19 protein-coding genes are annotated in these 22,346 nt (G+C 65.3%); 9 read left to right on the plus strand and 10 right to left on the minus strand.

The window, feature by feature from the left end; translation table 11 throughout:
• Positions 1-59 precede the first annotated feature (59 nt).
• The 8 genes from NOF55_RS08935 to hutI all read right to left on the minus strand — a co-directional run bounded on the left by NOF55_RS08935 (position 60) and on the right by hutI (position 8,601).
• Positions 60-848 carry an ABC transporter ATP-binding protein gene (locus NOF55_RS08935; RefSeq protein WP_306411021.1) on the minus strand — a complete coding sequence of 263 codons (789 nt, stop codon included), beginning with the start codon at positions 846-848 and terminating at the stop codon, positions 60-62.
• On the minus strand, positions 845-1,618 hold the full coding sequence (locus NOF55_RS08940) for an ABC transporter permease (protein WP_306411022.1): 774 nt from the start codon (positions 1,616-1,618) through the stop codon (positions 845-847). Before NOF55_RS08940 ends, NOF55_RS08935 begins: the two co-directional genes overlap by 4 nt.
• Positions 1,619-1,690: 72 nt before the next feature.
• The gene (locus NOF55_RS08945) at positions 1,691-2,635 is read right to left on the minus strand and encodes an ABC transporter substrate-binding protein (RefSeq protein ID WP_306411023.1); all 945 of its coding nucleotides are present in this window, start codon (positions 2,633-2,635) and stop codon (positions 1,691-1,693) included.
• A 105-nt stretch (positions 2,636-2,740) separates the two neighbouring features.
• On the minus strand, positions 2,741-3,295 hold the full coding sequence (locus NOF55_RS08950; protein WP_306411024.1) for a HutD/Ves family protein: 555 nt from the start codon (positions 3,293-3,295) through the stop codon (positions 2,741-2,743).
• Positions 3,296-3,327: 32 nt separating this feature from the next.
• A complete protein-coding gene (gene hutU / locus NOF55_RS08955) occupies positions 3,328-5,001 on the minus strand; it encodes a urocanate hydratase (protein WP_306411025.1) in 1,674 nt (557 codons plus the stop codon).
• A gap of 12 nt (positions 5,002-5,013) precedes the next feature.
• A complete protein-coding gene (hutG, locus tag NOF55_RS08960) occupies positions 5,014-5,814 on the minus strand; it encodes an N-formylglutamate deformylase (protein WP_306411026.1) in 801 nt (266 codons plus the stop codon).
• 1 nt (position 5,815) lies between these two features.
• Positions 5,816-7,351 (minus strand): histidine ammonia-lyase, encoded by a 1,536-nt coding sequence (gene hutH, locus NOF55_RS08965; protein WP_306411027.1) that lies wholly within the window; start codon positions 7,349-7,351, stop codon positions 5,816-5,818.
• Positions 7,348-8,601: an imidazolonepropionase gene (gene hutI / locus NOF55_RS08970; protein ID WP_306411028.1), complete on the minus strand. Its 1,254-nt coding sequence runs from the start codon at positions 8,599-8,601 to the stop codon at positions 7,348-7,350. Before hutI ends, hutH begins: the two co-directional genes overlap by 4 nt.
• 80 nt (positions 8,602-8,681) lie before the next feature.
• Between hutI and NOF55_RS08975 the strand changes: the two genes are divergently transcribed.
• Together NOF55_RS08975 and yghU are read left to right on the plus strand one after the other, a co-directional pair.
• A complete protein-coding gene (locus NOF55_RS08975; protein WP_306411029.1) occupies positions 8,682-10,028 on the plus strand; it encodes a formimidoylglutamate deiminase in 1,347 nt (448 codons plus the stop codon).
• Between the two features lie 92 nt (positions 10,029-10,120).
• On the plus strand, positions 10,121-10,993 hold the full coding sequence (yghU, locus tag NOF55_RS08980) for a glutathione-dependent disulfide-bond oxidoreductase (RefSeq protein ID WP_306411030.1): 873 nt from the start codon (positions 10,121-10,123) through the stop codon (positions 10,991-10,993).
• 7 nt (positions 10,994-11,000) lie between these two features.
• On the opposite strand, the gene NOF55_RS08985 is transcribed toward yghU, so the two are convergent.
• The gene (locus NOF55_RS08985; RefSeq protein ID WP_306411031.1) at positions 11,001-11,921 is read right to left on the minus strand and encodes a LysR family transcriptional regulator; all 921 of its coding nucleotides are present in this window, start codon (positions 11,919-11,921) and stop codon (positions 11,001-11,003) included.
• A 74-nt stretch (positions 11,922-11,995) separates the two neighbouring features.
• Here NOF55_RS08985 and NOF55_RS08990 point away from each other — a divergent pair, with 74 nt between their 5' ends.
• The 7 genes from NOF55_RS08990 to NOF55_RS09020 all read left to right on the plus strand — a co-directional run bounded on the left by NOF55_RS08990 (position 11,996) and on the right by NOF55_RS09020 (position 19,704).
• A complete protein-coding gene (locus NOF55_RS08990; protein ID WP_306411032.1) occupies positions 11,996-14,836 on the plus strand; it encodes an FAD-binding and (Fe-S)-binding domain-containing protein in 2,841 nt (946 codons plus the stop codon).
• A 314-nt stretch (positions 14,837-15,150) separates the two neighbouring features.
• Complete coding sequence (locus NOF55_RS08995; RefSeq protein WP_306411033.1) at positions 15,151-16,140, plus strand: siderophore ABC transporter substrate-binding protein; 990 nt, start codon at positions 15,151-15,153, stop codon at positions 16,138-16,140.
• Between the two features lie 84 nt (positions 16,141-16,224).
• A complete protein-coding gene (locus NOF55_RS09000; protein ID WP_370868961.1) occupies positions 16,225-17,181 on the plus strand; it encodes an ABC transporter permease in 957 nt (318 codons plus the stop codon).
• On the plus strand, positions 17,171-18,139 hold the full coding sequence (locus tag NOF55_RS09005) for an iron chelate uptake ABC transporter family permease subunit (protein WP_306411035.1): 969 nt from the start codon (positions 17,171-17,173) through the stop codon (positions 18,137-18,139). Before NOF55_RS09000 ends, NOF55_RS09005 begins: the two co-directional genes overlap by 11 nt.
• A complete protein-coding gene (locus tag NOF55_RS09010) occupies positions 18,136-18,891 on the plus strand; it encodes an iron ABC transporter ATP-binding protein (protein WP_306411036.1) in 756 nt (251 codons plus the stop codon). Before NOF55_RS09005 ends, NOF55_RS09010 begins: the two co-directional genes overlap by 4 nt.
• A gap of 154 nt (positions 18,892-19,045) precedes the next feature.
• A complete protein-coding gene (locus NOF55_RS09015) occupies positions 19,046-19,294 on the plus strand; it encodes a type II toxin-antitoxin system VapB family antitoxin (RefSeq protein WP_306411037.1) in 249 nt (82 codons plus the stop codon).
• Positions 19,291-19,704 carry a type II toxin-antitoxin system VapC family toxin gene (locus NOF55_RS09020; RefSeq protein WP_306411038.1) on the plus strand — a complete coding sequence of 138 codons (414 nt, stop codon included), beginning with the start codon at positions 19,291-19,293 and terminating at the stop codon, positions 19,702-19,704. The genes NOF55_RS09015 and NOF55_RS09020 overlap by 4 nt, the downstream gene beginning before the upstream one ends.
• Before the next feature lie 87 nt (positions 19,705-19,791).
• Here the strand turns inward: NOF55_RS09020 and secD are convergent, their stop codons facing one another.
• Entirely contained in the window at positions 19,792-22,314 is a 2,523-nt protein-coding gene (gene secD / locus NOF55_RS09025) for a protein translocase subunit SecD (RefSeq protein ID WP_306411039.1), read from the minus strand.
• Positions 22,315-22,346 lie beyond the last annotated feature (32 nt).

Consider the following 22,346-nt stretch of genomic DNA (forward strand, 5'->3'; position numbering starts at 1 on the left):
ACGATTTGTCTTACGCATTTCCGGACGCAAAACCGGTTCCCACTTTTGCTGGAAATGCTTTAGCCGTCCGTCGCCGCCGCTATCGCCTCGGACCGGATTTCCTCGGTCAGCTTCAACCGGAGGGCCGAGAATTCCGGGCTCGATTTCACCGTATAATGACGCGGATGCGGCAGGTCTACGGGCGTGATCGATTTGATGCGCCCCGGCCGCGCCGTCATGGTCACAACGCGCGAGGCCATGAACACCGCCTCCTCGATGTCGTGGGTGACGAAAATCACCGTCTTGACCTCGCGCTCCCAGATGCCGAGCAGCAGTTCCTGCATCAGGCCGCGCGTCTGATTGTCGAGGGCGCCGAAGGGTTCGTCGAGCAGCAGGATACGCGGATTGTTGGCGAGCGCGCGGGCGATCGCCGTTCGCTGCTGCATGCCGCCGGAAAGCTGCTTCGGCCAATGGTTCTCGAAACCGCGCAGGCCCACTTTGTCGATATAGCTGTTGACGATCTCCCGCTTTTCCTTCTCGGCCATGCCCTTTTCGCGCAGGCCGAAGGCGACGTTCTCGCGGATCGTCAGCCAGGGAAACAGCGTGTAGGACTGGAAGACCATGCCGCGGTCGGCCCCCGGGCCCGTAACCGGCTTGCCGGCGAGCGTCACGCTGCCGGTCGTCGGCTTATCGAGACCGGCGACGATGCGCAGCAGCGTCGATTTTCCGCAGCCGGAGGGGCCGAGGATCGTCACGAAATCGTTGCGCGGAATGTTGAGATCAGTCGGCTGGAGCGCCGTCACCGGCGCACCGCCGTTGACGCCGGGAAAAACGCGCGACACGTTGGAAATGACGAGTTCCGCGCTCATGCCAGCCTCCAGGCGAAGAGGCGGCGGTTGACCGCCTTGAACAGGAAATCGGAGACGAGGCCGATGAGGCCGATGACGATGATGCCGAAGATGATCTGGCCGGTGGCCATCAGCGCCTGCGAATTGATGATCATGTAGCCGATGCCCGACGACGCCCCGATCAGTTCGGCGACGATGACATAAGTCCAGGCCCAGCCGAGCACGAGGCGCAGCGTCTCGGCGATGTCCGGAGCGTTTGCCGGGATGAGCACGCGGCGGATGACGCCACTGTCCCCGGCGCCCAGCGTATAGGCGGCCTCGACCAGATCGCGGCGGGTGTGCGCGACGCCGACCGCGATCATCAGGATGATCTGGAAGACGGAGCCGATGAAGATGACGAGCAGCTTCTGCATTTCGCCTATGCCTGCCCAGAGAATGAGCAGCGGCACGAAGGCGGAGGCCGGCAGGTAGCGGGCAAAAGAGACGAAGGGTTCAAGCAGCGCCTCGACCGGCTTGTAGGCTCCCATCGCGATGCCGACCGGAACCGCCACAGCCGCCGCCAGCGCGAAGCCGCCGACCACGCGCCAGACGGTCATGCCGATATCGGTCAGAAAGCCCTGCTGCGTGAGCAGATATATGCCGTCCTTCACCATCGTGACCGGATCGGCCAGGAAGGTGGGCGATACGAAGCCGCCGAGCGTCGCGACGCTCCACGCTGCAAAAAAAAGCACGAAAAAGCTTATGCCGAGCACGATGCGCGTGCCGCGGCCGATGGGCTGCAAAGGATGCATATGTCCGGTCCGGTTCCGTTGATTCCGGTCAAGAAGGGGAGGGCGGCAGCAAACCGCCGCCCGCCGGGAACATTATTCGATGAAGGACGTATCCGCCAGCGCATCGAGGTCCGGCTTCTGCCGGATGACGCCGATTTCGAGCAGCAGATCGGCGGCTTCCGCCGTGAAGGTCTTGAACTCACCTTCGAAGAAGGCCTTGTTCGCAGCCTGGTCCTGCCATTCCAGGAACTTCGCGGAACCGGCGAAGGCCTCAGCCGACTGGTTCACGTCCGCGCCCATGATGCCGTAGGACTTTTCCGGCTCCGCCTTGATCAGCTCGAGCGCCTCGAAATAGGAGGCCGCAAGTGCCTTGGCCGCGTCCGGATTGTCGGCCAGGAAAGCCGGCGTGCAGCCGAACGTATCCATGACGGCCGGGTAATCGAGCGTGGTGGCGATGATCTTGCCCTTGTCGGCCGCCTCGCGAACCGTCGAAAGATAGGGCTCGTAGGTCATGGCGGCATCGTTCTGGCCGGCCACGAAGGCCTGCGCGGCCGGGCCGGGCTCCATGTTGACGACCGTGACGTCCTTGAGCGTCAGGCCGTTCTTCTTGAGAATCCAGGCGAGAAAGAAATAGGGCGAGGTGCCAGGCGCGGAGGCGGCGACCGTCTTGCCCTTCAGGTCCTCGATCTTCTCGACATCCGGACGGACGACCATGCCGTCGGCGCCGTGCGACTTGTCCATCTGGAAGATCTGCGTGGCGGCAACGCCATTGGCATTCCACACCACCCAGGTCTCGACCGTGGTGGCGGCACACTGGATGTCGCCGGAAGCGAGCGCCAGATGGCGGCTGGCCTGCGGAACCTTCTTGATATCGACGTCGAGGCCGTTCTTCTTGAAGATGCCGGCTTCCTTGGCGAGCGTCAGCGGCGCAAAGCCCGTCCACCCCGAAATGCCGATGGAAACGGCGGTCTCTGCCCTGGCCGCGCCGGTCGCGGCAAGAAGGGCACAGAGAGCACCGGCAAGAATGGATGATTTCATGGTCGTTCCCCTTATCGATCCGGTTGGTGTTTTTAACGCTGGATCGCGGTATACTAGGCAGCCTGTTTGTATTTGTCTATACAAAAAAGCCGCATAAAAAGGCAATCATCTCCGCTGCAAAAGAACAAGGCAGAAGGCAGCATCCCCCTCGATGGCTACGGCTCCGCGCTCCAGTCGCGCCACGTCGAATTTGGAAACGGTTTCGCCTCCGATGCGCGCCTCGCCGTGCCGGCAAAACAGCAGGCCGGTCTCCGTCTCGACGCCCACCTCGCGATGGCCGTTCACGGAAAACGGCTCGACACGATGGGAAAACCGTCCGCGCCGGGTCATGACGTTCAGGTCGCGGACCGGACCGTCGACCAGCGTGGCCCGCACCGCGACGTCGCCCGGAAAGGCCAGCGGCGGCGAGCCGGAATCGAGAACGATCCGCTCCCGCCCCTCGATATCCAGCGCCATACCGGCGCCGGACAGAAGGGTCAGCGTCCGGTCTATGCCCGAAAAGATCGAGAAGGGACCGTCGGAGACCACATCCGCCATGCTCAGCCGCCAATCGAAGCCGTCCATCGAGGCGCCTTCGGGAAAGGCGGCGATTTCAGCCGTCAGGCCGCCGCCGTTCTTCCACGGCACCTGCCTGTGTTCCGCCGCCCGGATGATCCTCATGCCTTCATGATCTCCGCAGGACCCTTGCCGGGTCAGTTTCCGAGAATACCGGGCAGGCGCAGGCCCATCTTCTTCGCGTGGTCGATGGCGATATCGTAACCCGCATCGGCATGGCGCATGACGCCGGTCGCCGGGTCGTTCCACAGCACCCGCTCGATGCGCCGTGCCGCGTCGTCCGTGCCGTCGCAGCAGATGACCATGCCGGAATGCTGCGAGAAGCCCATGCCGACGCCGCCGCCGTGGTGCAGCGACACCCAGGTCGCACCAGACGCGGTGTTGAGCAGCGCATTGAGCAGCGGCCAGTCGGACACGGCATCGGAACCGTCCTTCATCGCCTCCGTCTCTCGGTTCGGCGAGGCGACCGAGCCCGAGTCGAGATGATCGCGGCCGATGACGATCGGCGCCTTCAGCTCGCCGCTCGCCACCATTTCATTGAAGGCAAGGCCGAGGCGGTGGCGGTCGCCGAGACCGACCCAGCAGATGCGGGCGGGGAGCCCTTGGAAGGAAATGCGTTCCCTCGCCATATCCAGCCAGTTGTGCAGGTGGGCGTTGTCCGGCAGCAGTTCCTTCACCTTGGCGTCGGTCCTGTAGATGTCTTCCGGATCACCGGAAAGAGCGGCCCAGCGGAACGGGCCAACGCCGCGGCAGAACAGCGGACGGATATAGGCCGGCACGAAGCCGGGGAAGACGAAGGCGTCTTCCAGCCCCTCCTCAAGCGCCATCTGGCGGATATTGTTGCCGTAATCGAAGGTCGGAACGCCTGCGTTCCAGAAATCGACCATCGCCTGGACATGCACCTTCATCGAGGCGCGGGCGGCCTTTTCCACTGCCTTGGGGTCGGTATCCTGCTTCGCCCGCCATTCGGCGACCGTCCAGCCAGAAGGCAGGTAGCCGTGGATGGGATCGTGCGCAGAGGTCTGGTCGGTGACCATATCGGGGCGCACGCCGCGCTTCACCAGTTCCGGGAAGATATCAGCGGCATTGGCGATCAGCGCAATAGACTTGGCCTCGCCCGCCTTGGTCCATTCGGCTATCTTTTCCAGCGCCGCGTCGAGGCTGTGGGTCTTCTCATCCACATAGCGGGTGCGCAGGCGGAAATCGGCGCGCGTCTCGTCGCATTCGACGGCGAGGCAACAGGCCCCGGCCATCACCGCCGCCAGCGGCTGGGCGCCGCCCATGCCGCCGAGGCCGCCGGTGAGAATCCACTTGCCCTTGAGGTCGCCGCCATAATGCTGGCGGCCCGCTTCCACGAAGGTCTCGTAGGTGCCCTGCACGATGCCCTGCGCGCCGATATAGATCCACGAGCCGGCGGTCATCTGGCCATACATGGCCAGTCCCTTTTTATCCAGTTCGTTGAAGTGGTCCCAGGTCGCCCAGTGCGGCACGAGGTTGGAATTGGCGATCAGCACGCGCGGCGCATCCTTGTGGGTGCGGAACACGCCGACCGGCTTGCCGGATTGCACCAGCAGCGTCTCATCCTCGTTCAGGTCCTTCAGCGTCGCGACGATGCGGTCGAAATCGGCCCAGGTGCGGGCGGCGCGGCCGATGCCGCCATAGACGACCAGCTCGTGCGGGCGCTCGGCCACGTCCGGGTCGAGATTGTTCATCAGCATGCGCAGCGGTGCTTCGGTCAACCAGCTTTTCGCATTGAGTTCGCTGCCCGTCGGGGCATGGATTTCGCGGGCGTTATGGCGCGGATCGGACATCGGATTTTCCCCTTATTTCTTGTTGGAAAGCGCAAAGGCTTCGATACGGGTGAGAATGGCCTTGAGATGGGCGCGAAGCCTTTCCGCCTTCGCCTCGTCATAGGCAAACGGCAGGTCCTCGGTCGCAAGATGGGTGGATTGCGCCAGTTCCATCTGGATGGCATGGACGCCGGTTTCGGGCCTGCCGTAATGGCGCGTCGTCCAGCCGCCCTTGAAACGGCCGTTGAGGATGGACGTGTAGCCTTCGGCCTTCGCCGTCACGTCGACGGCAATCGCCTCGATCTCCGGCGCGCAGGTTCTGCCGCCATCCGTGCCGATGTTGAAATCCGGCAGCGTGCCCTCGAACAGGAAGGGGATATGCGAGCGAATGGAATGGCAGTCGTAGAGAACGACGAAGCCGTGCAGCGCCTTCACCCGCGCGATCTCGGCGGCCAGCGCCGCGTGATAGGGCGTGTGAAACGCCGCCAGCCGTTCGGCGATATCCGCCTCGTTCGGTTCGCTGCCGTCCTTCCAGATCGCCGCGCCGTCGAAATCGGTGTCCGGGATCAGGCCGGTGGTGTTCTGGCCGGGGTAAAGACTGCCGCCCGCCGGATCGCGGTTGGCGTCGATGACGTAGCGATGGAAGGTGGCGCGCACCGTGGTCGCATCGGAAAGCAACCCGTCATAGAGCCTGTGGATATGCCAGTCGGTATCGGCGAGCTTGCGGCCGTTGTCGTTCAGCCGCGCCCAGATTGCCGGCGGAACCTCGGTTCCGGTGTGCGGAAGGCCGAGAATGACGGGCGAGGTGCCCTGTTCGACTTCGAAGACAGCCATTTCACCCCTCCAGTTCGGGCAGAAGGCCGCCGGACACCGCACCCGTCAGCGCGCCGGACGAAACCAGCGCGGCGGCGCTCTTGAGATCATCCGCCATGTAGCGGTCTTCCTCCAGCGGCGGCACGGCGGCGCGGATCGTAGCAAGCGCCTTCAGAAGCTCCGTGCCGGTCTTCAGCGGACCGCGCAGTTCCACACCCTGCGCGCCGGCCAGAGCCTCGATGCCGAGAATGGCGAACAGGTTTTCCGTCATCGCCAGCAGGCGGCGCGCGCCGTGGCAGGCCATCGAAACGTGGTCCTCCTGGTTGGCGGAGGTCGGCGTCGAATCCACCGAGGCGGGATGCGCCATCTGCTTGTTCTCGCTCATCAGCGCCGCCGAGGTGACTTCGGCGATCATCAGGCCGGAATTCAGCCCCGGCTTCTTCGACAGGAAGGCAGGCAGGCCGTAGGAGAGCGCCGGATCGACCAGAAGCGCCACGCGCCGCTGGGCGATCGCGCCGATCTCGCAGACGGCAAGGGCGATCTGGTCGGCAGCGAAGGCGACCGGCTCGGCGTGGAAATTGCCGCCGGAAACGACCGAATTGTCGGACAGCACCAGCGGATTGTCCGTCACCGCATTGGCCTCGATTTGCAAGGTACGGGCCACCGAGCGCAGGAGATCGAGGCAGGCGCCGTCGACCTGCGGCTGGCAGCGGATGCAGTAGGGGTCCTGCACGCGCTCGTCGCCCTCGATGTGGCTCTTGCGGATTTCCGAGCCGTCCAGCAGCTCGCGCAGCGCCCGGGCCGTGTCGATCTGGCCCTGATGGCCGCGCAGCGTGTGGATATCCGGGTGAAACGGCGCGGAAGACCCCATCGCCGCATCGGTCGAAAGCGCACCGGTGACGAGCGCGGCCTGAAGCGCGCGGTGGGCGCGGAACAGCCCCGCCAGCGCCAGCGCCGTGGAGGTCTGCGTGCCGTTGATCAGCGCCAACCCCTCCTTGGCGGCAAGTACGACCGGCGTGAGCCCGGCCTTTTCGAGCGCTACCCGGCCGGAAAGGCGTTCGCCGGCGAAAAAGGCCTCGCCTTCGCCCATCATCACCGCCGCCATGTGGGCGAGCGGTGCGAGGTCGCCGGAGGCCCCGACCGAGCCCTTTTCCGGAATGACCGGAATGACGCCCTTTTCCAGCATCGCTTCGATCAGCCGCACCAGTTCGAGCCGCACCCCCGAGGCGCCGCGCCCGAGCGAGATCAGCTTCAGCGCCAGGATGAGCCGCACCACGTTTTCCGGCAGCGCCTCGCCCACGCCGCAGCAATGGGAAAGGATGAGGTTGCGCTGGAGGGTGGCCACATCCGCGGCGTCGATCCGGATCGAGGCGAGTTTGCCGAAGCCGGTGTTGATGCCGTAGACCGGCGCGTTTCCGGCGGCGATCTCCGCGATGCGCGCCGCGCCCTTTTCGATGGCGGCGTCGAAGGCCGGGTCGAGCCGGGCGGAACCATTGTTCCAGTAAAGATCGGCAAGGACCGAAAGCGGCACATGGCCGGGAGTGAGAAGCACGGTCATGCGGACACAATCTTTCCCTTGAAGATACGGGCATGCAGCGGGTTGAAGCCGATGCGATAGACAAGCTCGGCGGGGCGTTCGATGTCCCAGAGTGCGAAATCGGCGGATTTTCCGGCTTCCAGCGTGCCGGTCTCGCCGAGAAGGCCGAGTGCCCGGGCCGCCTCACGGGTCGCCCCGGCCAGGCATTCCTCGACGGTCAACCCGAACAGCGTCGCGCCCATGTTCAGCGTCAGAAGCAGCGAGGTGAGGGGCGAGGTGCCGGGATTGCAATCCGTCGAAAGCGCGATGCGGGTGCCCGCAGCGCGCAGCGCCGCGACCGGCGGCGCCTGCTTTTCCCGCAGGGTATAGAACGCGCCCGGCAGCAGGACGGCGACCGTTCCGGCCTCCGCCATGATCCTTGCACCCTCGGCATCGAGATATTCGAGATGATCGGCGGAGAGCGCACCATAGGAGGCGGCCATCTTCGCGCCACCGAGATCGGAAAGCTGTTCGGCATGCAGCTTCATCGGCAGGCCGAGCGCCAAAGCCCTGTCGAAGACGAGACGCATCTCCGTGACCGAGAAGGCGATGCCCTCGCAGAAGCCGTCCACCGCGTCCACAAGACCTTCGGCATGGGCCTTTTCCAGCCCCGGCAGGACGACCTCTTCGATGTAATCGCCGTTGCGGCCCTTGTATTCGGCCGGCGTCGCATGGGCGGCAAGGTAGCTCGTCACCACCCGCACCGGACGGATATCGCCCAGCCGCCGCGCAGCCCGCAACATGTTGAGTTCGGTCTCGATATCGAGGCCGTAGCCGGACTTGATTTCCACCGTCGCGACGCCCTCGGAAAGCAGCGTGTCGAGGCGCGGCAGGCTGGCGGCCACCAGTTCCTCCACCGACAGCGCCCGCGTCGCCGAAACCGTGGAGACGATGCCGCCACCGGCGCGGGCGATCTCCTCGTAGGTCGCGCCTTGAAGCCGCATTTCGAATTCCATTGCGCGGTCGCCGCCGAAGACGAGATGCGTGTGGCAATCGATCAGGGCTGGCGTCATCCAGCGCCCGCCGCAATCCGTCGCCGGCCAGCCGGCGAATTCCGGCGGCAGCGCATCCTGCGGCCCGACATAGGCGATCCGCCCATCCCGCACGGCGACGGCGCCGTCCTCTATCACGCCCATTCCAGTCGCCCCGGCGGCGAAAGTCGCAATACGCGCATTGCGCCAGAGGCCGAACGACGCTTCACTCGATCCGGACAAGGAATTGTTCCCGCTCATCGTCTTTTGCCTTTCCTTTGTCATCAATATGTATATACATAATAGCAAAGCTGACAAGTCCAAAAATGCGGGGAACGACGATGAAGACGACGCTTTACGCCAAGACGGCGCTCACCTCCGGGGGATGGCTGGCGGATGTGCTTCTGACCCTTGAGGGCGGGCGGATCGTAAGCATCCGCGCCGGTGTCGACGGCAGCCTTGCCGACGAGCGTCACGACGTCCTTCTTCCGGCCATGCCGAACCTGCACAGCCATGCCTTCCAGCGGGCGATGGCGGGGCTGACCGAGGTTCGCGGCGCGGGCGACGATTCATTTTGGAGCTGGCGCACGCTGATGTACCGCTTCGCACTGTCCATGACGCCCGATCAGGTCGAGGCCGTGGCGGCGCAGCTTTACATGGAAATGCTGGAGGCCGGTTTCGGCCGTGTCGGCGAGTTTCACTACCTGCATCACGACAAGGACGGCAAAGCCTACGCCAACATAGCCGAAATGGCGGAGCGGATCGCGGCGGCGGCCTCCGACACCGGCATCGGCCTGACGCTGCTGCCGGTTTTCTACGCCCATTCCGGTTTCGGCGCCGCCGCACCGGGCGAAGGCCAGCGCCGCTTCATCAATTCCACCGAAAGTTTCGGCCGGCTGATGGAAGGAGCCGCAAAAGCCATCGCCCCGCTGCCGCAAGGCCGGCTCGGCATCGCACCCCATTCGCTACGCGCCGCGACCATCGAGGAGATTACCGAAATCCTGCCGCTGGCAAAGGACGGCCCGGTTCACATCCACGTCGCCGAGCAGGTGAAGGAGGTGCAGGATTGCCTCGCCTTTTCCGGCGCCCGTCCCGTCGAATATCTCCAGGCGAACGCGCCGGTGAATGAGCGCTGGTGCCTGATCCATGCCACGCATATGACGGAGAGCGAAACCGTGGCAATGGCCAAAAGCGGCGCGGTGGCCGGTCTCTGCCCGGTCACGGAGGCCAATCTGGGCGACGGCATCTTTCCTGCCGCGGCATTTCTGAAGGCGGGCGGCGCTTTCGGCGTCGGCTCGGATTCGAACGTTCTGATCGGCCTTGGCGACGAACTGCGCCAGCTGGAATATTCACAGCGGCTGGAACAGCGCGCGCGCAACGTCATCGCCCCCGCCAACGCCTCCACGGGCCGGGCGCTGTTCGACGGCGCGCTGGCCGGTGGCAACCGGGCCCTGTCATCCGACGCGGGCCTCCGTGAAGGTGCCGCGGCCGATCTCGTCTCGCTCGATCTCTCCTCGCATCCCTGGCTCGCGGGCGATGCGATCCTCGACCACCTGATCTTCGCCGGCACGCCGAAGCCGGATTGCGTCTGGACGAACGGCATCCGGCAGGTCAGTGCCGGCCATCACCGCAACCGCGACCGGATCGAGGCGCGGTTCAGGGAAACGATGCGGGCGCTTCTGGCCTGACGGGCCGCGCCTCCGCGCCCAAAGAGAGCAATTGCGTTCTTGACAGGCGGCAAATCCTGACGAGATTACCGGAAGCAATCTGGAGATCCGACATGACAGAGACGCCCGAATACACGCCCCCGAAGGTCTGGACGTGGAACAAGCAGAGCGGCGGCCGGTTCGCGGCCATCAACCGGCCGATTGCCGGGCCGACCCACGAGAAAGAACTGCCGGTCGGCAAGCATCCCTTGCAGCTCTATTCGCTGGCGACGCCCAACGGCCAGAAGGTGACGATCCTGCTCGAGGAGTTGCTGGCACTCGGGCACGAAGGCGCGGAATACGATGCCTGGCTGATCAGGATCGGCGATGGCGACCAGTTCGGCAGCGGTTTCGTCGAGGTCAATCCCAATTCGAAGATTCCGGCCCTTCTCGACCGCTCCGGCCCGGAGCCGATCCGCGTGTTCGAGTCCGGTTCCATCCTGCTCTATCTCGCCGAGAAGTTCGCAGCCTTCCTGCCGACCGGCCTGAAGGAACGCACGGAGTGCCTGTCCTGGCTGTTCTGGCAGATGGGAAGCGCCCCCTATCTCGGCGGCGGCTTCGGCCATTTCTACGCCTATGCTCCGGTGAAGATCGAATATGCCATCGACCGCTTCGCAATGGAAGTGAAGCGCCAGCTCGACGTGCTCGACCGCCGGCTGGCCGAAACCGAGTATCTGGCCGGCAACGACTACACGATCGCCGATATCGCCGTCTTTCCGTGGTATGGCGGGCTGGTGAAGGGCTGGCAGTATGAGGCGGGGCAGTTCCTTTCCGTCGAGGATTATACAAACGTGCGGCGCTGGGCCGATACGATCCTGGCCCGTCCCGCCGTGGTGCGCGGACGCATGGTGAACCGCCTTTCCGGCGACCCGTCGGAGCAGCTTCACGAGCGCCATGATGCGAGCGACTTCGAGACGAAGACGCAGGACAAGCTCGCCGGGGGCTGAGCCGCGGCTACCCCTGCCCGGCGGGCGCGCCGTGGAGTAGCGCCACGAACCGCTCCGCCACATGCGACAGGGCCCGGCGGGCGGGCAGAAGCAGATAGAGATGCCGGTTCAGGCTGAGGTCGGCAATCTCCAGGAAGCTCAGTTGCGGATCGTTGAAAAGCAGAACGGCGTTGCGCGGCAGCAGGCCGACGCCGATGCCGGCACGGATGAGGCAGAGCTGCCCGACGGTCGAATGGGCCCGCAAGGTGCCGTTGCGCATCGCATCGGGCAAGGCGCTGCAACCGGCGAGAAGCCGCGCCGTGCCGGTATTGCCGTCGAGGTGGACGAGGTGCGACGGATCGATGTCCGCAAGCCGGACCGGCCGCCCGAGCCTCGCCAGCGGATGGTCGGCGCGGCATGCCAGCCCGAACGGATCGCTGCCGATCTCCGTCTGGCTGATATCGGGCGAAGTGCCAGCCCGGCCCGCAATGGCGATATCGAGCCGCCCTTCCGAAACCAGCGCCGCCAGCCGTTCGGCGATATCGTCGTGCAAGGTGATCGCTACGCCCGGATAGGACTGCCTGAACGCGGCGAGCGCCGGCGCGAGACGCCCGGAAATCGCAGAGGGAGACGCGCCGATGTTCAGCGCGCCGCGCGCCAGATCGCCATTTTCCCGCAATCTCCCGAACGCCCGGTCGAGCCCTTCGACCAGAGGCCGCGTCTCATCCAGGAATTCGAGGCCCAGCGGCGTGGGGCGCGGCGGCCTGAGACGCCTGTCGAACAGCGTCACGCCGGCGATCTCCTCGAGTTGCCGGATCGTTTCCGTCAGCGCGGAAGGAACCACGCCCAGCCGCTCGGCGGCGCGCGAAAACGACCCCTCCCGCCAGACGGCATGGGCGGCCCTGAGATGGCGCAGGTTCAGATTCGTATTTTCCGAATTTAATTTCATATCTTTCTAATTCTACGAATTTGAAAAACGTGGTTCAAGCAGAAAAGCAATCACGCCGCAGAGGACATCCGTTCATGCAGATCAAAGCCCCGGAAGCCATCCATCGCCTTGCCGATGCCCTCGCCGCGGAAGGTTTTGGCGGCGAGATCGAGACGAACAGCGCGTTGCGCGCCGCCATGTCGACCGACAATTCGGTCTACCAGATTTTCCCGGACCTGATCGTTTCACCGCGCGGCGCCGCCGATCTGGTGACGCTTCTCGCCGTGCTGGAACGGCCCGAATTCGACGGCATAGGCCTGACGGCGCGCGGCGGCGGCACCGGCACCAACGGCCAGAGCCTCAATCGCGGTGTCATCGTCGACATGCGCCGGCACATGAACCGGCTGATCGCCGTCGACGTCGCCGGGCAATGGGCTGAGGTAGAGCCGGGCATCGTCCTCGACGATCTCAACGAGCAGCTTCGCCCGCACGGGCTTTTCTTCGCCCCGGAAACCTCGACCTCCACGCGCTGCACGGTCGGCGGCATGGTCTCGACCGACGCGTCGGGGAAGGGGTCGCGCGTCTACGGCAAGACGTCCGACAACATCGCGGGCATGGAGATCGCCCGGCCCGAAGGCCTGCTTGCCAGTTTCGAACCCGCGCCCGCCTGGGCCGCGCCCATGCTGGAGGCCGCCGAAGCGTCGGCGCGGGCCGGGCGCGACGCCTTCATCGCCAATACGCCGAGGCTCAACCGCCGCTTCACCGGCTATGATCTGGAGCGCGCCTGTCGCGAGAACGGCGACTTCGAATGGTGGCGTCTCTTCCTCGGGGCCGAGGGCACGCTCGGCCTGATGAGCCGCATCCGCGTGAAGCTGCGTCGCATCGAGGCCGAAAAGCGGCTGATCGTCGCCGGCTTTTCCTCCTTCCGCGAGGCGCTCGCATCCGCCACCCCGCTTCTGGCCGACGGACCCACCGCCATCGAGGTAATGGACGAATGGGTGCAGAAGATCGCCGGAGAGGCCGGCATCCTCTCGCGCCTGCCGCCGGCCCTGCGTCCGGAAGGCGGCGCCCGTGTGGCCTATGTGTTCATCGAGTTCAACGGCGACGACGCAGCGCTTCTGGAACGCCGGCTCGCCGCCTGCCGCGACCGGCTGGCCACGCTTCCCGGCATCGGTGCGATCCATGTGGCGCAGGACCTTGCGGAAATCCGCGAGCTCTGGGCGATCCGCTCGGCCGGCGTCGGCCTGCTCGGCAAGGTGGACGGCCGGGCCCGGCCGGTCGCCTTCGTCGAGGATTGCGTGGTGCCGCCGGAAAACCTCCCGGCCTTTCTCGACGAATTCCTCGCGGTGCTGACGGCGCACGGGCTCGGCTTCGGCATCTACGGCCATGTGGATGTCGGCTGCCTGCATATCCGTCCGGCGCTCGACATCGATGCCGAGGCCGACCGGGCCAAGCTGGTCTCCGTATCCGATGCCGTCTACGGGCTGACGCGCAAGTATGGCGGCATCTTCTGGGGCGAGCACGGCAAGGGCGTGCGCGGCGCCTATCTGGCCGACTGGATCGGCCCGGACGCCTATCGCGCGCTTCAGGGCGTCAAGGCCGCCTTCGATCCCCGCGGCCGCTTCAACCCCGGCAAGCTGGTCAGCCCGCGCGACGACATCATGGGCATCGCCACCACGAATTTCCGGCCGTTCAATGGCGCTGCCGGCGATGCGCTGGAAAAGGCCTTTCGCTGCAACGGCAATGCGCAATGTCTGAGCTATGCGGCGGCCACGCCGATGTGCCCCTCCTTCAAGGCTTCGGCCGACGTGCGCCATTCGCCGAAAGGCCGCGCCGATGCGCTTCGCGCTTGGAAGGCCGAACGCGACGGGGGCACGGCGGGCGTGGACGAGGCCGACCTGCTCGGCACGCTCGACACCTGCCTCGGCTGCAAGGCCTGTGCCTCGACCTGTCCCGTGCAGGTGGACATTCCGCAGATGCGGACTGCCTTCTACGCCGATTACTATGCCCGCAACGCCCGTCCCTTCGCCGACCGCATCACGCTTCTGGCCGAGCGGTTGAGCCCGCTTCAGGTGATGCTCGCGCCGCTTGCCCGCCCGGTCTGGCCGCTGCTGCGCGCCCTGTCGCAATGGCTGATGGACGCGGTGGACCTGCCGGATGCGATCGCCCAGCCCCTGCCGGCCTCCGCCCGCATCGCCGCAGCCGACCTTGGCCGCGCACCCCTTCCGGACAATGCCGTGCTGGTCTGGCAGGACTGGTTCACCGCCCTGTTCGACGAGGCCGTGCAGCGCGACGCCCTGTCCGGCCTGACCGCGCTTGGCTACAGGCCGCTGTTCGTCGAGATGCTGCCCGCCGGAAAGGCAGCGCTGAACTTCGGCGACCTTGCCGGTTTCAGGCGACTGGCCACCCCGCTGGCCGACGCGCTGAAGCGCGGGGCGGCCACCGGCGCGCCGATGATCGGTCTCGACCCCGCCTTCGTCATGATGCTGCGGCAGGATTACCCGAAGGCCGGCCAGCCGGTGCCGGAGGTTCTGCTGCCGCAGGAATTCCTCGTCCGCGACCTGAAGAACGGCCGGACATGGCCCAAGGCCGGGAACGGCGTATCCGCACGGCTTCTCAGCCATTGCACCGAAGCGACGGCGCAGCCGAAGGCGGGTGCGATGTGGGCGGAGGTCTTCGCCGCGCTCGGCGTCACGCTTTCGACGCCGGCAACGGGATGTTGCGGAATGGCCGGTCTCTTCGGCCACCAGAAGCGGCACCAGACGGTGTCGCTCCGGCTGTTCGACCTGTCGTGGAAAAAGCATGCGGACGCAGGCGCGGAACCGCTCCTCGCCACCGGTTTTTCCTGCCGCTGCCAGACGGAACGCCTTGCGGACCGGGAGGCCCGCCATCCGCTCGGCCTGATCGGCAGCCTGCTGACAATCACGGAAAAATGAACCGGATAAATTCCCCGGGGTTTTCTTCACGGTTGAAGCAATTGTGGCAGATGTCCGAAGCGGCTTTCCGCCCCCAATTGCGTGAAAACAAAAGCATAGAGCTTTTTCGCAATTCGCGGCAATGCGCCATTGCTCCGCCGTGCCGCGACCGGCCCGCGACATGGCGCGGCGGCGGCGGCCGGAGCGGTTTCGAAGGTTGACGATGCGAAAACCTGCCAATAAGTATGGCGTCACACTCAGGTTTAGCCGTGGCCAGCGGGGTTTTCGCCCCGTCCAGACCCGGCGGATCGTCGTCAACAGGGACACCGTTCACCATGTTCACCACAGGAATGAAAGCCGCGCTCATCGGGTTTGCGGCAGCGCTCGTCACCTTGCCCGCGTTCGCCGCGGACATCACCGTCAGGCATGCCCAGGGTGAAACGGCCGTTCCGGAAAATCCGGCCAAGATCGTCGTTTTCGATCTCGCCTCCCTCGACACGCTGACCGCGCTTGGCGTCTCGGGCATCGTCGGCGTTCCCTCCGGCAACAAGCCGGACTATCTCGCCGATTTCGCGGGCGGCAAGGTGCAGGAAGTCGGCACGCTGTTCGAACCCGATTTCGAGGCGGTCGCAGCCGCTGAACCGGACCTGATCATCGTCGGTGGCCGCTCCTCGGCGAAATATGGCGACCTGTCCAAGATCGCCCCGACCATCGACATGTCGATCGACAATACCGACTTCCTGAAGAGCGCCGAGGGCAATGCCCGCACGCTGGCGACGCTGTTCGGCAAGCAGCACGAAGCCGATGCGCTGATCGAAAAGCTCAACACCACGACGGCCGAACTCAAGGAAAAGGCGCCCTCCGCCGGCAAGACGCTTTTCCTCCTGACGACCGGCGGGCGCATGAGCGCCTTCGGCCCCGGATCGCGCTTCGGCCTGATCTTCACCGATTTCGGCTTCGAGCCGGTGGCTCTGCCCGCACGCGGGGAGGGGGAACGCCCGCAGGGCGGGCAGCGTCCCCAAGGAGGTCAGCAGGCCGCGGGTGGCGCCCGCCCGGCGAACCACGGCCAGCCGATGTCCTTCGAATTCATCCTCGAAACCAACCCGGACACGATCGTTGTCCTCGACCGCGATGCCGCCATCGGCCAGCAGGCCGGCGAAGCCGCAGCCAAGCTTCTCGACAACGAGATCGTGCGCCAGACCGCGGCTTCGAAGAACGGCAAGATCGTCTATGTCGACAGCGTGCTCTGGTATATCGCTCCCGGCGGCCTGACGTCGATGCAGAAGACGGTCGACGAACTGACCGAAGCATTGAACGAGGGCTGATCGCGAAACGCATCGATTTTCCGGCCTGTTGCAGCCGCGCGAGACCCGCGTGGCTGCATTGCCGTTATGGAGACCCCAGAACCCGTGCGCCTCCTGCTGTTCATCGTCGTCGTCCTTCTGCCGCTGGCCGTCGCCAGCCTGTTTACCGGCGTCAGCAGCGTTTCGCTGTCGACGCTGCTGAACGGCGACGCCCGGGCGGCGATGATACTGGTGGAAAGCCGGGTGCCGCGCACCGTCGCGCTGATCTTCGCGGGTTCCGGCATGGCTGTCGCCGGAACGATCATGCAGATGCTCGCCCGCAACCGCTTCGTCGAGCCCTCGACCGCCGGCACGGTGGAATCGGCGGGCCTCGGCATCCTGACCGTCCTTCTCCTCGCTCCCGGCCTGCCGGTCTTTCTGAAAATGCTGGTCGCGGCCGCCTTCGCGCTGGCCGGCACGCTGCTGTTTCTCGCCATCCTCCGCCGCATTCCCCTGCGGTCGGTCCTCATGGTGCCGTTGATCGGCATCATGCTCGGCGGGGTCATTTCCGCCATCACGACCTTCTTCGCCTATCGCTACAACATGCAGCAATCGCTCGGCGCATGGATGACCGGGGACTTCTCCGCCGTGCTGCGCGGCCGCTACGAACTTCTCTGGTTCTCCTTCGCCATGACGGTGATGGCCTACATCGCCGCCGACCGCTTCACCGTCGCCGGTCTCGGCGAGGATTTCTCCACCAATCTCGGCCTGAACTACACGCGGGTCATGGCGCTCGGCCTCGGCATCGTCTCGATGGTCACGGCCTCCGTCGTCGTCAGCGCGGGCATGGTGCCCTTCCTCGGCCTGATCGTGCCCAATGTGGTCAGCATGATCATGGGCGACGCCCTGCGACGCACGCTGCCGTGGATCGCGCTTTCCGGCGCGGCCCTCGTGCTGGCCTGCGATATCGTCGGCCGCACGGTCAACGCGCCCTACGAGATTCCGGTGGGCACCGTGCTTGGCGTCATCGGCAGCGGCTTCTTCCTCTATCTGCTGTTGAGGAAACAATCCCGTGCGGCATGATGCGAAATCCCGGTCGCCGCTTTTCGTGCTGGCCCTGCTTGCCGTTCTGGCGCTGATTGCGATCGCCTGTTTCATGACGCTCGGCGCGCGGGGAAGCTGGAGCTTCGTGCTGTCCTTCCGCGGACAGAAACTGGCCGCTCTCGTCCTCATCGCAACGGCCATCGCCGTTTCGACGGTTCTGTTCCAGACCATCACCGGCAACCGCATCCTCACCCCCTCGATCATGGGGTTCGACGCGCTTTACGCGCTGGTGCAGACCGTCATCGTCTTCCTGATCGGGGCAGCAGCCGCATCCGCCGTCGATCCGCGCCTGATGTTCGCCGGCAACGTCGTCCTGATGGTGCTGTTCTCGCTCGTTCTCTACCGCCTCCTGTTTTCGGGAGGAACGCGCAGCCTTCATCTTCTCATGCTGGTCGGCGTCGTGTTCGGCGTCTTCTTCCGCAGCATCTCGGGCTTCCTCCAGCGCATCATCGATCCCAACGATTTCGTGGTGCTGCAAGACACGCTCTTCGCAAGCTTCAACGCGGTCGATACGAGCCTGCTCGGCATCGCCACGCTGGGAATGGCCGCCGTGGCGCTGGCCATGACGCGCTATTTCCATACGTTCGACGTCCTCTCGCTGGGACGCGAGGCGGCCATCGGCCTCGGGGTGGACTACAGGCACGTCACCACCGCCATCCTCGTCATGGTGGCCATTCTCGTCTCGATCTCCACGGCGCTGGTCGGGCCCGTCACGTTCTTCGGCCTGCTCGTCGCCAATCTCGCCTATCTCGTCATGCCCAGCGGCCGGCACCGGCATGTACTGCCCGCCGCCGTCCTGATCGCCGTCATCACCCTGGTCGGCGGCCAGGTCGTACTGGAGCGTGTCTTCGCCTTCGATACGGCCCTTTCCATCGTCATCGAATTCGCCGGCGGACTGTTCTTTATCCTCTACCTCATCAAGGGAGGGTCCCGATGATCGAAATCTCCAACGTCAGCAAGACCTACGGCAACAAGCCCGTTGTCGACGGCGTGACGCTGAACCTGCCCCGCGGCGGGCTGACCTCGATCGTCGGTCCGAACGGCGCCGGAAAGTCCACGCTGCTGTCGATGATCGCGCGCCTCATGCCGATGTCGGCCGGCAGCGTCACCGTCGACGGCCTCGACGTGACGAAGACGCCCGGCGACGTGCTGGCGCGGCGCCTGTCGATCCTCAGGCAGGACAATCACGTCGCCGCCCGGCTCACCGTCCGCGATCTCGTTTCCTTCGGGCGCTATCCGCATTCCAGGGGACGGCTGACCGCGCAGGACCTGCGCCACGTCGACGACGCCATCGACTATCTCGGCCTCGGCGCGCTTTCCGAACGCTTTCTCGACGAACTCTCCGGCGGCCAGCGGCAGCGGGCTTTCGTCGCGATGGTGCTCTGTCAGGATACGGATTACGTTCTGTTCGACGAACCGCTGAACAATCTCGACATGAAGCATGCCGTCTCGATGATGCGGCTTCTCGCCCGCGCCGCCAGCGATCTGGGCAAGACGGTGGTCGTGGTCATCCACGATATCAATTTCGCCGCCGTCTATTCCAACTACATCGTCGCCATGCAGGACGGCAAGGTGATCCGCCAGGGCGCTCCCGACGAAATCGTCCAGCCCGACGTGCTGGAGGAAATCTTCGGAACACCCTTCGAGGTCCACACCTTCGGTGGACGCCGCATCGCCACCTTCTACTAGAATCTGCGCCAGACCGTCTTGCGTCCGGAATGCTTTCGGCAGGCCGCGTAAAAATCCGCGGCGCTTTTCTATGTTTTCACACAAGCCATCACCTGCCATCTTGATGGCGCCGCATTCCCGGCCTATCTTGCCATGAAAAGCAAAGGAGGCCGGGATGGCAGAACCTCAACTTTCCGTCCGCAGCGCGCGTGCGCGCGATCTGGCCCATCGTCTCGCCCGGCGGGAAAACCGCTCGATCGCGGATATCGTCGAGAGGGCGCTTGAAGTCTACGAGGCGCGGGAAACGGGCCGCGAGCCCGCCGCCAGCTTCTACCGCCGCGTTTCGCGGAGCTTCGGCGAGGAAATCGATCTCGAAGCGGCGATTCGGGAAGGCAGAAAACCGCATTCGGGGCCGGACCTGTGATCTTCCTCGACACGAACGTCATTTCGGAAACCCTGAAGAAGGCGCCGTCCGAAAATGTCATTGCCTGGCTGGTCCGCTTCGACCCGGAGCTTGCGCTGTCGACTGTGGTCATCGCCGAAATCGCCTTCGGCATTCGCAAGATCCGCGCCGACCAGAGAGCCGTGCGGCTGGAGCAGGGTCTCGACGAATGGCGCCGACGCTTCGCCGGCCGGGTTTTCGGACTGACGGAAGAAGCGGCCCTGGCCTATGGCGACATCATGGGGAAAGCCGTTCTGGAAGGCCGCCCCATGTCGGCGCAGGATGGAATGATCGCCGCTGTCGCCCAAGTGAACGGCGGCCGGCTGGCCACCCGCAACATGAAGGATTTTGCCGGCACCGGATTGACGCTGATCGATCCGTGGGAGTTCTGATCCCGGATTCCGAAGGCCTGGTTCCCCGGCCGCCGGAATGGCCGGGACGGGCCGCAGCCCGTCCCTCCATCGTGCAATCCATCCGTCCTACCGGACCGCGGCATCGACCACCAGTTCGCCGTTCGCGGCCTGCTTCTTGCGGTGGCGTGCCCGCCAGTCGCCGAGGAACAACAGGATCGGCGCGGCGATGAAGACCGACGAGGAGGCCGCGATGAAGATGCCGAACACCATCGGAACGGCGAAGCTTTCCACCGCGCTTCCGCCCCAGATCGCCATCGGCAGCATGGCGAGGAAGGCGGTTGCCGATGTGTAGAGGCTTCGGGCCAGCGTTTCGTTGATCGACAGGTTGATCAGGTCGCGGAACGGCATGCTCTTGTAAAGACGCATGTTTTCCCGCATCCGGTCGTAGACCACCACCTTGTCGTTGACCGAATAGCCGACAAGCGTCAGCAGGGCCGCAATCGCGGTCAGGTTGAAGTCGAGCCCGGTCAGCGCGAAGAAGCCGATGGTTTTCGTCACGTCGAGAACAAGGGTCGCGATCGCGCCCACGGCGAAGGGCCAGTCGAAACGGAACCAGATGTAGGCGAGCATGGCAAGGCTTGCGAGCACGACGGACAGGATACCGGCGGTCGCCAGCTCACTGCTGACCTTCGGGCCGACCACTTCCGTGCGCTCGATCTTTGCGCTCGCGTCGATTTCCGCGATCTTGGCCCTGACCTTGGAGACGGCTTCGGTCTGGGCCGTTTCCGGACCCGGCTGCCGTTCGAGACGCAGCAGCATATGGCTGCTGTCGCCGAATTCCTGCAACGCGACCTCCCCGAGGCCGAGGCTTTCGAGGCCGGCGCGGAAACGGCCGAGATCGGCGGGCTCCCCGGTCGAAACCTCGATCTGGATGCCGCCCTTGAAATCGACCCCGTAATTCAGGCCGGGCGTGATGAACAGGATGATCGAGGAGATCGACAGGAAGGCCGAGACGCCGATGCCGAACATCCGGGCCTTCATGAAGTCGATCTTCGTTCCGTCGCGGATCAGGCTGAAGGGAAGAAGAGGGCGGATGTTGATGGTCTTCAGCCGGCGTCGTGTAGCGATGGCGACCATCGCCACGCGCACGACGGACACGGCGGTGAACATCGAGATCGCAATGCCGAGCCCCATCGTCACGGCAAAGCCGCGCACCGGACCGGAGCCGAACCAGAAGAGCAGGACCGTGGCGATGAGCGCGGTGACATTGCTGTCGATGATGGTCGAATAGGCCTTGTTGAAGCCGAGGTCGATGGCGGCGAACGCGCCCCTGCCTTTGCGGGTCTCCTCCCGGATGCGTTCGTTGATCAGCACGTTGGCGTCGACCGCCAACCCGATGCCGAGGACGATACCGGCGATGCCGGGCAGGGTCAGCGTCGCTCCGATCAGCGTCAGCCCGGCGAAGGTCAGGATGACGTTCAGGGTGAGCGCGATGACGGCCAGCGTTCCCCATGCGCCGTAAAGCGCGATGATGAAGACGACCACCAGCGCGAAGCCGACGAGGCCGGACATAATCCCCATCTCGATGGCGTCGCTGCCGAGATCGGCGCCGACGGTGCGTTCCTCGATGACCGTCAGCTTGGCGGGCAGGGCGCCGGCGCGCAGCAGGGCGGCCAGCGTGGTGGCCTCCTCGGCGGTGAAGGAGCCGGATATCTGCCCGGAGCCGCCGGTGATCGGCTCGCGGATGACCGGCGCGCTCAGCACTTTTCCGTCGAGGACGATGGCGAACGGCTGGCCGACATTTTCCCGCGTGATCTGGGCGAAGCGTGTCGCACCGGTCTGGTCGAAGCGGAAATTGACCACCGGCTGGCTGGTCTGCGGATCGAATGCGACGCGCGCATCCGTCAGCCGGTCGCCGGACAGCAGGACGCGGTCCTGGATCGGATAGGTGTGGCCCTGGTTATCCGGCAGGAGACGAACGCCGGGCTGGCCCTCCACGCCCAACATATGGAAGCTCATCTTCGCGGTGGAGCCGAGCAGCGCGCGCAGGCTGGAAGGGTCCTGCTCGCCCGGAAGCTGGACGAGAACGCGGTCTCCGCCGACACGCTGGATCGTGGGTTCCGCGACGCCGACCTGGTCGACGCGCTGGCGGATGATCTCGAGGCTCTGCTGGACGGCATTGCTCATGCGGTAGGTGATGCCCGCTTCGGAGGGACGCAGCGTGATCCTGTCGGCGGCCGGCGTTGCGATCGTCAGCTCGTTCGCCGTCGTCACGCCGGACTGGACCGGATTGCCGAGTTTTTCCAGTTCCAGCCGTGCGGCGTCGCGCTTGGCCGGGTCGATCACCGTCACCACGACCATGCCGCCCTGGCGCTGCACGGACCGGGTCTCGATGCCCGCCTCGCGCAGGCTCGAGCGCGCGTCCTGCGTCAGGCTTTGCAGCCATTCGTTCTCAAGCGACGGGCGGTCCACCTCGAGGACGAGATGCGATCCGCCGCGCAGGTCAAGGCCGAGCGAAACCTTCTGGTGCGGCAGCCAGCCGGGCAGGGCCTCCAGCGTCCGGTCGGAAAGGATATTGGGGAGCGCCACCAGCACTCCGACGAGGATGATGACCGCATAGGTCAGCACCTTCCAGGGGGAATTCTTCAATGTCGTTCATCCAAGTGGGCGGTGCCGGTGGA

The organism is Ectorhizobium quercum, assembly GCF_026552795.1.
Taxonomy (GTDB): Bacteria; Pseudomonadota; Alphaproteobacteria; order Rhizobiales; family Rhizobiaceae; genus Ectorhizobium; species Ectorhizobium quercum.